The sequence below is a fragment of the Thiocystis violacea genome (genome assembly GCF_016583575.1).
In the GTDB taxonomy this organism is placed as follows: domain Bacteria; phylum Pseudomonadota; class Gammaproteobacteria; order Chromatiales; family Chromatiaceae; genus Thiocystis; species Thiocystis violacea.
The window spans coordinates 27,231-40,726 of sequence record NZ_NRRG01000011.1; the positions used below are offsets into that span (position 1 = coordinate 27,231).

Here is a 13,496-nt window from a genome sequence, read left to right on the forward strand (position 1 = left end):
TGATCCGTCTAGGCAACAATAATGAAAACGCTCCATAAACGAGTATTGGTCACGGGCGGCGCGGGCTTTCTCGGCAGCCGCTTGTGCGAGCGCCTCGTCAACGAGGATTGCGAGGTGCTTTGCGTCGATAATTTTTATACGGCGACCAAGGACAACATCAGCCATCTGCTGCCTCATCCGCATTTCGAGCTGCTGCGTCACGACATTACCTTTCCGCTCTATCTGGAGGTGGACGAGATCTATAACCTCGCCTGCCCCGCGTCGCCCGTGCATTATCAGTCCGATCCGGTGCAAACCACCAAGACCAGCGTCCACGGCGCCATCAACATGCTGGGGCTGGCCAAGCGCACCAAGGCCAGGATTTTCCAGGCGTCGACCAGCGAAGTCTATGGCGATCCGGAGTTCCATCCCCAATCGGAAGGCTATTGGGGCCGGGTCAATCCAATCGGCCCAAGGGCTTGTTATGACGAAGGCAAGCGCTGCGCGGAGACGCTGTTCTTCGACTACTATCGCCAGCATGCCCTGCGCATCAAGGTGGCGCGGATCTTCAATACCTATGGCCCCGGCATGCATCCGAACGATGGCCGCGTCGTGTCCAATTTCATTATCCAGGCGCTTAAGAACGATCCCATCACGCTCTATGGCGATGGCCTGCAGACCCGTTCCTTTTGCTATGTGGACGACATGATCGAGGGGTTCATGCGTCTCATGAATAGCTCCGACACGATCACGGGTCCGATCAATCTCGGTAATCCCGACGAGTTCAGCATGCTGGAGTTGGCGGAAGCGGTGCGCCGTCTCACCGGATCTCGCTCGGAGCTTATCTACCAGCCTTTGCCCCAGGACGATCCCAAGCAGCGTCAGCCGGACATTTCGCTGGCGCGGGAATATTTCGATTGGAGTCCGACGGTGCCGCTGGAGCAGGGCTTGAGGCTGACGATCGATTATTTCGAGGGTCTTCTGAGCCGGGGACTGGCATGACTCGGGTGTTGGTGACGGGCGGCGCGGGATATATCGGGAGTCAGACCTGCAAGGCCTTGGCGCTGGCCGGTCATCAGCCGATCGCACTGGATAATCTGGTCCATGGTCACCCCTGGGCCGTGCGATGGGGTCCGCTGGAGGTCGGCGATATCGCCGACCGCGCCTTCCTGGACGCGGTCATCGAGCGACATCGGCCCGAGGCGGTCATTCATTTCGCCGCCTACGCCTATGTCGGCGAATCGATTCAGGAGCCGGGTCGCTATTATCGCAACAACGTCGCTGGAACCCTGAGCCTGCTTGAGGCGTTGCGCGATCATGGCGTCCGGCACATCATTTTCTCCAGTACCTGCGCCACTTATGGTATTCCCGATCGGACGCCGATCACGGAAGAGCATCCTCAACGCCCGATCAACCCCTATGGCGCCTCCAAGCTCATGGTCGAGCGCATGCTGGCCGATTTCGAGACAGCGCATGACCTGCGCTGGATCGCCCTGCGCTATTTCAATGCCGCCGGAGCGGATCCGGACGGCGAGATTGGCGAGTCCCACGACCCCGAGACCCATCTGATCCCGCTCGCCATGCAGGCGGTGCGCGGGATGGGGCCGGTGCTCAAGGTCTTCGGCAATGATTACCCAACGCCGGATGGGAGTTGCATCCGCGATTACATTCACGTCAGCGACCTCGCCGACGCCCATCTGAAGAGTCTCGATTATCTTCGCCATGACGGCGCGAGCGGCGCCTTCAATCTCGGAACGGGGCAGGGCGCCTCGGTGTTCGAGGTGCTTGAGCGCATTCGCCAAGTCACCGGGCGCCCGGTTCCGATCGAACTCGCCGAGCGGCGCCCGGGAGATCCGCCGATGCTTTACGCGGACGCGGAAAAGGCGCGGCGAACGCTTGGTTGGACGCCGCGCTATCCGGATCTGTCGGAAACGATCGAGCACGCCTGGCGTTGGCTGGAATCGAACGGATACACCGAGCAATAGATGATCTATTCATTCGATGTCTTCGATACCCTGATCACGCGCCGTGTCGGCACGCCGCGCGGGGTCTTTGTCTCCGTGCAGCGGCAATTGCAGGCCGATCCCCGAGGGTTGCCGGAGGCGCTCATCGAGAATTTCCCCGAGGAGCGGGTGTGGGCGGAGCACAACGCGCGTCTTGAGGCGTCCGCGCAGGCCCCGGCCGATGTGACGCATCTCCCGGAAGAGATCGATTTCGCGGATATCCATCGTTGGCTCGCCGCCCGCCACGCCCTCGACGCGGCGGATATGAACCGTTTGATGGACATGGAACTGGAAGCGGAGGCGCGCTTTCTCTTTGGCGTTCCCGAGATGCTCGGGAGATTTCGCGAACTCGCGCGACAGGGTCGGCGCATCGTCCTGCTTTCGGACATGTATCTGCGAAGGCCGGATCTCCAGCGCCTGCTGGATCGGATCGATCCCTTCATTCTTGAGTACGCCACGCTCTATCTGTCCTCCGAGATCAAGCTGAACAAGGCGTCCGGGCGCCTGTACGCCCATGTGGCCGCTCAAGAGGGGGTGGCGATCTCCGAGATCGAGCATATCGGCGACAACCGGCATAGCGATATCCAACGCGCGCTTGAGAGCGGATGCCGGGCGACACTCTTCGACGCCTGCCATCTCACCGAGGATGAGTGGTTCGAGGCCAACGAAGGGGATCTTGGCTGGCAGCTTTCCGCCGGACTGTTTCGCGAGTGCCGTTTGACGCTCGAATCGAGTCGCGCGCGCCTTGGTGCGCTCTACGCCGCGCCCCTGCTGCTTCCGTTCGTCCTATGGGTGGCCGAGCAGGCGCGGGCGGCTGGCCGGCGCCGGGTGTATTTTCTCGCGCGGGATGGACAGGTTCTGCTGGATATCGCGAGCAGGCTGGGACTGGACGACCTGGATCTGCGTTATCTGCATGTTTCGCGATTGGCCTGCCATCGTTGCGTGACGCGGGATATCGATGCCTTCCTGGATTGGGTGTTCGTGTCCCACCGCGAGATGACACTCGAGGACATTGCTCATCGCATCACGGCGCAGCCCCATGTAGTGATCGAATATCTCAAGCAAGTCCCTGGTTTCGATCTGCCGAAAGAGGCGCCTCTCAACGATCGAAGCAAGCGCCGCCTGCGGGCTTTGTTCAAATCCGATTCGCGGCTCAATAAGCTGATTCTCGATTTGACCTCGGGTGAGCGGGAGCGCGTCCTGAAATACCTCGACCAGGCGGGGCTCGCCGATGGCAGGGGATCCTGCCTGATCGATATCGGATGGAGCGGGACCATTCAGGATTCTCTTTACGAAATCCTTCGGAGCGACGCCGGGAGGACGCCTTCAGGTCTGATGGGCCTCTATTGGGGCTTGCAGGGTTCCGGTAATGGAATACGCGAAGACAATCCGAAATACGCCTTCGCCTTTCAGCCCGGCACATTCTGGCGGGATCCCACGGCGCTACGTGAAATCGTCGAGTGCTTCACCGCCGCCGATCATGGCAGCACACTGGGCTATCGAGAGCAGGGTGGCGATTGCCTGCCGATTCTCAACGATGAAGGTCACGAGGTCATGGCTTGGGGGCTTTCTGAATTCCGCCTCGGAATCGATCGATTCGTCGATAAGGCGATTATATCGTTTTCGCGGGAGGACATCGTGGCGCTGATGCCATACTATTTCCGCCGCCTGGAGTTTCTGGTTCACCGGCCAACCGAACTCATGGCGCGTGAAATCGGACATTTCCCATATTCTCCTGATCCAACGGGGCAACTGCTTCCCTTCGCGCCCGGAATTAGCGGGGTCGAGGCTTTGCGCTATCACCTGAGTTCTGGAATCAAGCGTGGAAAGATCACACGATGGCCCGAGGCGAGCGTGATCAATAGCGGTCCCCTGGTCAAGGTTCTGATGTCATCGCGTTTATTCAGGGTGTCCGCCATCCTGAAAATGATTCATCCGCGCGGATTCGTCGAATTATTGCCCTACCCGATCATTTCCTGGGCTAAGAGACGACTCCCGAGGCCAATGATCAGAGCCGCGCGCTCCATACTCCGAGGCTGATTCGCGTACCATGCCAAAGGGGGGCGCTCTATTCCGACGACTGGCATCGGTCCGGTTCGGGTTTCTGGCCGAGTGAGATCCGAATCCTTATTGCTGTAATGACAGAGACCGAGACCTTAGGTGATTTCCAGGAAACCTTGCACCCGTGATCGACCCGTTCATGGACAGGATTAACAAGATTTCGCAGGATTGACAGGATTTATAAGGCTCTGTTTTCAATCCTGTCAATCTTGAAAAATCCTGTTAATCCTGTCCCATTCCGGAGCGTTCGATCGGGTACGGACTTTACCGGAAACCACCTTAACGGATTTAGAACGTCCATTTGTTTTCACGAGGAGGTGGGTCAATGCATTTTCAGCACATGGACTTCCCAGCCCTGTCGCCTGAACATGTCGAAGGAGCCAGGCTATTCGCCACGCGCCATGACATGATCAAGGCGATCGCTCCACGCCATGGACTCATCGCCGAGGTCGGCGTCGCTTTCGGTGATTTCTCGGAGTTTCTGATAACCGAGCTTAGGCCCGCCAGGTTTTTCGCCCTGGATCTGTTCGACTTGGATCAATACGAGACGGTTTGGGGGAGGCCGTCCGCCGAATGCTTCGGTAACCGGTCCCATCTCGATTATTACCGGTCGCGATTCGCGCATCTGTCGGATCTTGTGGAGATCGAGGTGGGGCCGAGTCGGGAATTACTCGCCGGGCATGCGGACGAGTCGCTGGATCTCATATACATCGATGCGGGTCATTCCTACGAGGAAGTCAAGGCCGACGCCGCGCAGGCGGCGAGAAAGGTCAAGCCGAGCGGTCAATTGATCTTTAATGACTATACGCTCTCGGATCCATTCTCGGACGTGGAGTACGGCGTCGTGCAGGCGGTCAATGAGCTATTGGAGGCCGGCGGCTGGAGAGTGCTGGGCTTCGCGTTGGACAGGAGGATGTTTTGTGATATGGCGTTGGTTCGGAGTTGAGTCGTCGAGCGCGCCATGCCTTGGTTCCTCGGTCATGCGGTGGCGTATCCGACGGGGCGCGGCGGGCTCGGGTCTTGCTGAAAAAAGCAATCCAACTCCCGAGACTATGGACGGCTCGCCTAGGATGATTTCCAGGAAAGTCCGTACCCGACCGAAAGTTCCGGAATGGGACAGGATTAACAGGATTCTTCAAGATTGACAGGATTACAAACAGAGCTTTATGAATCCTGTCGATCCTGCGAAATCCTGCTGATCCTATCCATGACCGGGCGGGTCGCGGGTACAACATTTTCTGGAAATCATCTAAGACCTTGAAGACCTCTTTCCCAGATCGCCGATCACTCCGTCGCCACATCGAACGCGAGGTGCTCGACCTGGCGACGACGGCCTTTGACGGACTCGGCACCAAGCCGGGTCTGGCCTTTCGTCGTGGTGTCGGCGCCGCGCCGCTGTTCGTCGGTTATGCGCTTTTCATCGCCGAGCGGAGCCTCGTCGACGAGGTCGATCGGCTCTACTTTTTCACCCGTGAAGGCGAGTTCTTTCAGCGCGTGTTCCAGGCGGTTCTACCGAGCGCTCGCCTAGCCAATCAGAGTCTGCCCGGTTCCAGTCTCTTGGAGGTGAGCCGTCTGGCTACCTTCTCGCCCTCGCTGCGCTCGGCCAGCATCGAGGAAATGATGCGGCTCTGGAGTCTCTACGACAGCCAGTCGATCTTCGCGCTCACGCGCTCATTAGGGCTCGATCCGAGCGTCCTCGATCCAGTGTGCGCGCGACAGACCATTCCTCTCGACGAGCCCATCGTGCAACCCTGGCTGGACGCTCGGGTCAAGCGCCTGTTCCAGGATCCGGAGTTCATTCGGATCCTGTCGGACAAGATCGCGTCCGATCGCCAGGCCGCGCTGGCTTATTTCAGGGAGCAGGGTCTCACGGAGGGACGGGGGCCGATCGGGGTCGTCGATATCGGCTGGCGCGGCACTATCCAGGACAATCTCGCCATCATGCTGCCGGGTCGGCGTTTTTTTGGCTACTACCTGGGTCTGCAACGCTTCCTCAATCCCCAGCCGCCCAATGGTGTCAAGCGCGCCTATGGCCCGAACGCGAACCGGGATCTGCTGTTCAGCCATCTGCTCGATGCCGTTTCGCCCATGGAAATGCTCTGTAACTCGCCGCTCGGAAGCGTCATGGGCTATGGATTCGAGGATGAGCGCCCGCGTGCCTCGCGTCTGACCGAGCCCAGCGAGAACGGCCGTCACGCGGAGGTGGTCGGGCATTTTCAGGATGGCGTCCTTTTCGCCTGTCGACACTGGGCGCCCTATGTCGAGTCACATTCGATTCGCAGCGGTGAGTTGCGCGAGATGGCCTGCCATCTCTGGAGCGATCTGATCGCGCGCCCCGACCGCCAGATCGCCGAGGCCTATGCCGCGCTCAACCACAATGATGTTTTCGGTGTCGGCGCCTTCGTGGACAAGCGGGTCGTTCCCTCGCCGCGAAGCATGCTGCGCGGACTCTTTTCGGCGAGCGACCGCCGGGCGGTGATTCTCTACATCAAGCAGACGCAATGGACGCCAGGTCTCTGGCATCGCTCGGATCTGAGCCATCTGCACCGAGGCATGCTGATCTCCGCCCTCCTGGCCGGTCGCGTCTACAAGCGCGCGCGTATGTGGATGCATTATCATCTGGTGACCAAGCGATGACCCCAAGACGCGGTTGGCCTGGGGCGATCATCCCCGATCGGCTGGAGGTCTGAGTGGGCCGGCGTGGCGAGCACAGCAAGGAGGCCCTGGCGGGTCTGGCCCTGGACGCGGCCGTTCAACTCCTGGAGGAGGAGGGACCGGACAGGCTGACGACCCGCGCCGTCGCGGGCCGTATCGGTTACACCGTCGGCAGTCTCTATTTTCTTTTCCGCAATCGCGATGACCTGGTGCTGCAAGTCAATGGGCGCACCCTGGATGAACTGCGGGCGGCGATCGAGCTGGCCTTGGTGGAATGCACGGACACGCGACTGGCGCTGCTCGCCATGGGGCGCGCCTACCTGGGATTCGCGGCCAGGCATCCGGCGCGCTGGCGCCTGATCTTCGAGCATGGCCTGCCGGCCGAGACGGCGCTACCCGCGACCCTGGTCGGAAAGATCGATGGATTCTTCAGCCTGGTCGCCGGGTATCTCGCCAGGCTCGTTCCCGGCCTCGACTCGCGCGAAGCGCGTCGGTCGGCGCAGGCGCTCTGGAGTGGCGTGCATGGCGTGACGGTGCTGGCGATCACCGGCAAGCTCGAGGTTGGGGGCGATGCCGCCGCCGAGTCCCTGGCCGAGGATCTGATCGACTACTACCTCGATGGATTGACGGCCGCTCGCGCCTCGGCCGTCGGGCCAGCCGATCCAGCCTCGCTCAGGGAATGATATCGATGATCCGCCACTGGGTGCCCTCCAGTCGCAGCCGGACATGGGTGGCGCCCCGGCCCAGGTCTCCGATACGGATCAGGAAGCGGTCGTAGGACTCGAAGAAGGCGAAGTCGATCGCCGCGAGCAGATAGGGCGGACTTTGTCCGGTCGCCTGGGTGACCGAGTCACGCAAGGTCTCGCGCGCCCAGTCGATGGTGATGGCCTGCTCCAGGGCCGAATCGCCCAGGTGCGCCAGGTTCTGACGGATCCAGCCCATCACGCTCTCGGGATCGTCGGCGGGCAGGACGCCGCTCACGCCGGCGGCGAGCCGCTGCTTGTAATTGGCGCGGATGGCGGATAGATCCACCATCCCGGCCAGTTGGCTGGTGTCCTCTTGATTGATGGCCTCGTCCAACCGATAGACGCTGGAATAGGGCCAGAGGCCATAGCCGATGAGCGCCAACAGGAGAAAATAGCCGATGAACCGCATGAGCGTCGTCCCGAGTTCCATGAGTGAGGGGGCCAGGCTTGAATTCTAACCCGAACCCAACCCTGAATCGCCGCCGGGCGTCGGCCTGCGAGGACCGGACATGAGCGCGACCGAAGGGCTGCGAACCTATCTGGTCGGCGGGGCGGTGCGTGACCGCCTGCTCGGCCGGGCGGTGCGCGAGCGCGACTATGTAGTGGTCGGGGCCAGCGTCGACGAATTGCTGAATCGCGGCTTCCAGCAGGTCGGTAAGGATTTCCCGGTGTTCCTGCATCCCGAGACCAAGGACGAGTACGCGCTCGCCCGCACCGAGCGCAAGACCGCGCCCGGCTATCACGGCTTCGCGGTCCATGCCGATCCGGGGGTGACCCTGGAGCAGGATCTGCTGCGCCGCGATCTCACCGTCAACGCCCTGGCCGAGGACCAGCGCGGCGAACTGATCGACCCCTACGGCGGACTGGCGGATCTCCAGGCGCGGGTGCTGCGGCATGTCTCGCCGGCCTTCGCCGAGGATCCGGTGCGCATCCTGCGGCTCGCCCGCTTCGCCGCGCGCTTCGCCGACCTGGGCTTTCGGATCGCCGACGAGACCCTCGAATTGACGCGCGCCATGGTCGCCGCCGGCGAGGTCGACGCCCTGGTCCCGGATCGCGTCTGGCAGGAGATGGCCCGCGCGCTCGGCGAGGATCGGCCCTCGCGCTTCTTCGAGGTGCTGCGCGAGTGCGGCGCGCTGGCCCGGCTGCTGCCCGAGATCGACCGTCTCTGGGGCGTTCCTCAACCGGAGAAATGGCATCCCGAGATCGATACCGGCGTGCATGTGATGCTGGTGCTCGACATGGCCGCGCGACTCTCGCCCGACCTGGAGGTCCGCTTCGCCGCGCTCTGTCACGACCTGGGCAAGGGAAACACGCCGGAAGACATCCTGCCCAGCCATCACGGTCACGAGGAGCGTGGCCTGGCGCTGATCGACGGCGTCTGCGACCGCCTGCGCATCCCCAACCGCTGCCGCGAGCTGGCGCGGGTCACAGCGGCCTGTCACGGTCTGGTCCATAAGGTCGAGGAACTGCGAGCCGGGACCATCCTCGATCTGCTCGACAGGAGCGACGCCTTTCGCCGTCCCGAGCGTTTCCGCCAACTGTTGACCGCCTGCGAGGCCGACTATCGCGGACGCACCGGCTACGCGGAGCGCGACTACCCGCAGGCCCGGATCCTGGGTCGACTGCTGGAGGCCGCCGCCGCGCTGGATGTCGGGGCAATCGCCCGCGCGGCGAGCGAGCCGCGTCTGATCCCCGAGCGGATCCGGAGCGCGCGGATCGCCGCCATCAAGCAGGCGCGGCCCGATCTACTCTAGCCGCCGGCCGTGCTCAGTCGGTTTCCTGTAACCAGCGCCGGGCGGCATCGGCGTCCTCCTGATCGAAATACTTCACCGCCGCCTTGGTCAACGGCTTGCACAAGCGGGCCATCCATTGCTCCCAGGTCCGGTCGCCGACCAGGGCGATCCGCTCGAAGTCGGCATCGTGTTCGACCGCGACTTTGAGATCATCCCAGGCGGCGTGCGGATCCCAGTCGTGGAAGTCCTCGAAGTGCGCGAGCAAATTCCCATTCGACACGCACGAGCGAAAACCTGTCTGATGGTCTACGCTTGGAGCCCGAGAGCGGGTACTATACCCGCTTGCCATAGAATTTGACTGGGCACTACACCCTTCGATCGAGGCTCCCAGTGATCCAGACCAAAGACGTCCTCCGCCTCACCGGCCTCAGCGCGGATCAGCTCCGCGAGTGGACCTCCCGCCGTGGCCTTCTGAAACCGGACGTTCAACCGTCCGGCCCGGGTACCCTCGCGCTCTACGGCTGGCAAACCGTCCTCGCCCTCCGGCTCGCCGTCACCATGCGTAAGTCCTTCCACATGGAGCTCGAGGCACATCGTTCTCTGCTGGAAGGTTTGCGTCATCGGCTGGCGGCAACGTCGTTTCTCGGCCTACTCGGCTGTAGCCTGGCGTGTTTTCCCGACGGCGAATGGACGATCCTGCGCCCAGGGGAACATCCACCGATTGATCAGGATGTCGTCGTGCTTCGACTGGACCCGCACCTTGAAATCCTTGCCGCGGCCTTTGCCCCGCACGAGGACATGAGGCAACTCCCGCTCTTTGCTGCGTTGGAGGTGAAATGAGCGCCCTGCGGGCCATCGAGCGGGGTTTGCGGGCGATCGGTTACCGCCCCGAGACGCTGCATCACAATTACCGCTATGCCGACGTCTTATCCCACGATTCCGGGGAATGTGCGGTCGCGCTCGCCGCATTTACACAGATCCCGGCGTCTTACCGTTCGGCCGCCTTCGGCGTGGTGCATGAGCAGGACGGAGACCCCAGCGAGGCGATTGCGGCAAGGCGTGCCTTGGGGGCTCCGCTGTTTCTGTCGATCGGCGCCAGTTCCGTCAATGTATGGCGGGTTGCCGCATCCGGGGCACCGGTCTGCATCGAGACGGTGGGGTTAGATACCCTGGATGCCTGGTTCGGCAGCCATGCTGATCGCTGGAACCCGCAGGCCCTGCACCGGGCAAAGTCGACGATTTCGTCGCTGCCCCGACAGATGGATTTCGTTGACCTTGGCCTCATGCCTGCAATCGAGCATGAAGTCCAGTCCAAGCTCGACGCAGTGCTCAGAGAAGTGCTGCGGATCCTGCTCGGCGACACGCCCGATCCGGCGGGCGAAGACGCGGCCTTCCGGGCGACTTTCCGCTTGCTGGCGGCGAAGATTCTTAGAGATCGCGAGCATGCCATCGCCCTGGATTGGGCGTCGCTCGATGTCGGTGCGGTCTTGCAGGGGATTGCCGGTTACTATCGTCTCGACGACTCGCGCACGACCTGGGATCCGCTCGGACAGCAGAGGCTGGAGACCGCTTGGGGGATCCTGCTCAACTCGGTCAGTCTGCGCAACATCTCGGCCGACTCCCTGGCTTTTGTCTACGAGAATACCCTCGTCACCTCGGACAGCCGGAAACGTTTCGGCACTCACGGCACGCCCCGACGCATCGCCGACTTCGCCTTGAGTCGGCTCGATCTTGGCCGGTTCGACTTGAAAACACTGCGTATCTACGAGCCGTTCGCTGGGGCGGCCGCCTTTCTGCTTTCCGCCGTGCGTCAACTACACGACCTTCTCCCGACCGATTGGTCTCCGGAAACGAGGCACGAATTTCTGACCGCTCGGGTGTCGGGGGGCGAGGTCGATGCCTTCGCCTGCGAGGTGGCTGTCCTGTCTCTGATCCTGGCGGATTATCCTGCACAGAACGGCTGGCGGGTCAGGACCGACGACCTCTTCGCCGAGGGCGTGCTGGAGAAGGGCATGAAGGGCGCCACGGTGGTTTTGTGCAATCCGCCGTTCGAAACCTTCACCCATCTGGAACGCAGCAGGTATCCGGCAACGGTGAGATCGTCGTACTCCAAGGCCCAGTTCGCATTGGCTCGCGCGCTGGAGGCGGCTCCCGAGGCACTGGCCTTCGTCATGCCCCATGGCCTGCTGCGTCAGAAGCAATTCGGGGATCTTCGCTCGAGGCTTTCGAGCAGGTATCGGTCCGTGGAGCTGATGTCGCTGCCGGAGGGCACCTTCGGTCACGCCCAATTCGAGGCGGCGCTGGTGATCGCCAAAGAGCCAAGGCGAATGGCATCGATCGACGCAACACGTGTCCTGGTCGGCACGCTTGCGCCGTCCAATGGGAGGCACGCGCAGGATGACGTGTCTTTAGTCGAGCCACGGATCGGCGTCCGGCCCGCTGGTAGCGCCGATCTTTGGGTTGGTGCGCTCGACGTACTCTGGGATGCCTTGGCGTCTTCAACTCGCCTCCGCGACCAGGCGGATGTCCACCGAGGGCTTCAATGGTGGCATCAGAGCGAAGGCATCAGCGAAAGCGCACGGGAGGGCTTTCGATCTGGGATTTTTCGCCCCAGGGAGTCTCTGCGGCCCTATCGACTGCTACCCTTGGAACGCTGGCTGAACTTCAACCCCGAATCGCTCAGGCGCGCCGGTCCGCCGAGCCGGCCCTGGAACAAGCCAAAGGCACTGGCCAACGCCCAACGAATTTCTCGGGGGCGCTGGCGAATCTCCGCCGCTGCGGATGCGAGCGGTCTAGCCGCCTCTCAGCAATTCTTCGGCATCTGGCCGCGCGCCGGGACCATCGCTCCTGATGCATTGGCCGCGATCCTCAACTCACCGATCGCCAACGCCTACGTGTCTGAGCGAACATCCGGGCAGCATCTGACTAACGAGATGCTGAAGGATCTACCGATGCCCGCATACTTGAACGAGGCCGAAGTGCTTCAGGCGGTTGCCGACTATCGAGCCGCATTGAATGATTGGGACTCCGGCGTCTTAGTCGACGAGACTCAGCTCGAAGCAAAGCTTCGCTGCATCGACGAACTGGTGCTGGCTGGCTATGGGCTCGGAAACGACCTACGCCGGCTCCTGTTCGACTATTTCGCCGGGCAAAGACGGCCCGTAGACCATCGCTTTTCAGGTTGGGATCCGGTTCCAGCGGTCGATCCGGTACGCGCGGGCAGGGAACGCGCATTGGCGCGCGGACGACGGCAGATGATGGCTGATCTTGCGACGGGGGGCGAGGCGCTGAGCGCCCAGGACGTCGCTCGCCTGCTGGGAGGCACGGTCGATGAGATACAGCGACTCACCGAAGCGGGCGCTCTGCTCGCGCTGCCTAACGAGAGGGAGCCTGTCTTTCCATCGATCCAGTTCCGAGAAGGGGCGGTGCTTGATGGCCTGATCGAAACGCTTGCCGCCTTCCCCGATACGAACCCCTGGGCTCGACTCAACTATCTGGTCAACCCGGATCTACGATTGGGGGGCAGGCGTCCGATCGACTGTCTGAAGGCTGGCGAAATCGGTCGCGTCGTGGCAGCGGCACGCCAGGTCGGCGAGCAATCCGCAGCATGATCGATGACGATGGGGTTCCACGCCCCCCGCCGGACCTCAATCAGAGACGACTGCCCGTCCATGTTCTGCCGACCGAAACGCAGCTCTATCGATTTCATGACAAGCGGTTTGATCCCTTCTTTTTCGATTGCGCCTCAGGTGGCCGTTTCAATGCGGGGGACGGAACCTTCGGAGTCATGTACGTGGCCATCGAGCGTCGTGGCGCCTTCGCCGAGACCTTCCTGAGGAATGTGGGGAGCACCGCCATTTCCGAGTCTTTCGTGGACTCGAAGGCTTGCGCCGTTCTGAATCTGCATCGCCCGTTTCGCGCGGTGAGATTCCGTGGGTATGGTCTTGCTCCGATCGGCGCAACCGCAACGCTGTGCTCCTCACCCTCTTACGAGACACCCCAGGAGTGGTCAAGGGCACTGCATGCTCATCCTGACCGGGTCGACGGGATTCTTTACGCTTCGCGCCACGACGACGAGCAACTTTGTGTCGCGGTCTTCGACCGGGCGATCGATGCGTTCTCAACGTCAGTGCGGGCAGAGAATCTCCGCGATCAAGCCTGGTTCTACGAACTCATGGACCTGTATCAAGTTGGACTGCTGCCAGACGATTGAAGCGGCCTTGGTGATCCTGGGGATTCCACGGCTGCAGATCAGGGACAGCAAGTAATCGGGGCTGTGCTTCGCCCGGCCTGTCCTCGAACTCTCAGGGATTGGCGTC

12 protein-coding genes are annotated in these 13,496 nt (G+C 62.0%); 10 read left to right on the plus strand and 2 right to left on the minus strand.

Translation table 11 applies throughout. From position 1 onward, the window contains the following. The first annotated feature begins 21 nt into the window (after positions 1–21). The 6 genes from CKO27_RS07555 (at position 22) to CKO27_RS07580 (ending at position 7,381) form a co-directional block, all read left to right on the plus strand. Positions 22–981: a UDP-glucuronic acid decarboxylase family protein gene (locus tag CKO27_RS07555; RefSeq protein WP_207280645.1), complete on the plus strand. Its 960-nt coding sequence runs from the start codon at positions 22–24 to the stop codon at positions 979–981. Next, on the plus strand, positions 978–1,964 hold the full coding sequence (gene galE, locus CKO27_RS07560) for a UDP-glucose 4-epimerase GalE (protein ID WP_200374270.1): 987 nt from the start codon (positions 978–980) through the stop codon (positions 1,962–1,964). Before CKO27_RS07555 ends, galE begins: the two co-directional genes overlap by 4 nt. Next, complete coding sequence (locus CKO27_RS07565; RefSeq protein ID WP_200374271.1) at positions 1,965–4,022, plus strand: HAD family hydrolase; 2,058 nt, start codon at positions 1,965–1,967, stop codon at positions 4,020–4,022. Positions 4,023–4,383: 361 nt separating this feature from the next. Then, positions 4,384–4,989: a class I SAM-dependent methyltransferase gene (locus CKO27_RS07570; protein WP_200374272.1), complete on the plus strand. Its 606-nt coding sequence runs from the start codon at positions 4,384–4,386 to the stop codon at positions 4,987–4,989. Positions 4,990–5,300: 311 nt separating this feature from the next. Further along, positions 5,301–6,680, plus strand: coding sequence for a hypothetical protein (locus tag CKO27_RS07575; protein WP_200374273.1), 1,380 nt, complete (start codon positions 5,301–5,303; stop codon positions 6,678–6,680). Between the two features lie 53 nt (positions 6,681–6,733). After that, positions 6,734–7,381: a WHG domain-containing protein gene (locus CKO27_RS07580; protein ID WP_200374274.1), complete on the plus strand. Its 648-nt coding sequence runs from the start codon at positions 6,734–6,736 to the stop codon at positions 7,379–7,381. Here CKO27_RS07580 and CKO27_RS07585 read toward each other — a convergent pair. Further along, on the minus strand, positions 7,371–7,853 hold the full coding sequence (locus tag CKO27_RS07585; RefSeq protein ID WP_200374275.1) for a DUF2939 domain-containing protein: 483 nt from the start codon (positions 7,851–7,853) through the stop codon (positions 7,371–7,373). The genes CKO27_RS07580 and CKO27_RS07585 overlap by 11 nt on opposite strands. A gap of 100 nt (positions 7,854–7,953) precedes the next feature. Here CKO27_RS07585 and CKO27_RS07590 point away from each other — a divergent pair, with 100 nt between their 5' ends. Next, complete coding sequence (locus CKO27_RS07590; RefSeq protein WP_276570138.1) at positions 7,954–9,198, plus strand: multifunctional CCA addition/repair protein; 1,245 nt, start codon at positions 7,954–7,956, stop codon at positions 9,196–9,198. A gap of 13 nt (positions 9,199–9,211) precedes the next feature. Here CKO27_RS07590 and CKO27_RS07595 read toward each other — a convergent pair whose 3' ends face one another. Then, on the minus strand, positions 9,212–9,457 hold the full coding sequence (locus CKO27_RS07595; RefSeq protein WP_200374276.1) for an STAS/SEC14 domain-containing protein: 246 nt from the start codon (positions 9,455–9,457) through the stop codon (positions 9,212–9,214). 110 nt (positions 9,458–9,567) lie between these two features. On the opposite strand from CKO27_RS07595, the gene CKO27_RS07600 reads away from it, so the two are divergent. From CKO27_RS07600 to CKO27_RS07610, 3 genes are read left to right on the plus strand one after another with little or no spacing between them, the layout of a single operon-like run. Continuing rightward, complete coding sequence (locus CKO27_RS07600) at positions 9,568–10,017, plus strand: MerR family transcriptional regulator (protein WP_200374277.1); 450 nt, start codon at positions 9,568–9,570, stop codon at positions 10,015–10,017. After that, entirely contained in the window at positions 10,014–12,788 is a 2,775-nt protein-coding gene (locus tag CKO27_RS07605; RefSeq protein WP_200374278.1) for an N-6 DNA methylase, read from the plus strand. The genes CKO27_RS07600 and CKO27_RS07605 overlap by 4 nt, the downstream gene beginning before the upstream one ends. Next, positions 12,785–13,390 carry an RES family NAD+ phosphorylase gene (locus CKO27_RS07610; protein ID WP_200374279.1) on the plus strand — a complete coding sequence of 202 codons (606 nt, stop codon included), beginning with the start codon at positions 12,785–12,787 and terminating at the stop codon, positions 13,388–13,390. The genes CKO27_RS07605 and CKO27_RS07610 overlap by 4 nt, the downstream gene beginning before the upstream one ends. Positions 13,391–13,496: the final 106 nt, after the last annotated feature.